The 397-nt window shown below is 63.7% G+C and carries 1 pseudogene; it reads left to right on the top strand.

Annotated features, from left to right (window positions below):
* Positions 1 to 18: 18 nt before the first annotated feature.
* Positions 19 to 397: pseudogene (locus tag EN780_RS38285) on the top strand (IS4 family transposase); the annotation flags it as partial.

Raw genomic sequence — 397 nt, forward strand, 5'->3', positions numbered from 1 at the left:
CCGATCGACTGGAAGCTGGTGACCAACTTGCCAGTCGAAGATCTTTCCGCGGCAGTCGAGAAGCTCGGCTGGTACGCCCTGCGCTGGAAGGCGGAGGTGTTCCACAAGGTCATGAAGTCCGGCTGCCGTGCCGAGGAGGCGAGGCTCGAGACCGCCGAAAGGCTGGCGAAGTTCCTCGCTCTCATCGCGGTGGTCAGCTGGCGCATATTCTTTATCACTATGTCGGCGCGCGCCAAGCCAGACGCCGCGCCCGACATCGTTCTCACCTTCGCCGAGATCACTGCGCTCGACAGGATCGACGCGTCCCGAACGCGACCGCGCCTCCAACGGCCCACGCTCGCCGCTTACCTGCTGCAAATCGCCATGCTTGGCGGCTATCTCGCCCGCAACCATGATC

The organism is Mesorhizobium sp. M4B.F.Ca.ET.089.01.1.1 (assembly GCF_004022605.1).
In the GTDB taxonomy this organism is placed as follows: domain Bacteria; phylum Pseudomonadota; class Alphaproteobacteria; order Rhizobiales; family Rhizobiaceae; genus Mesorhizobium; species Mesorhizobium abyssinicae.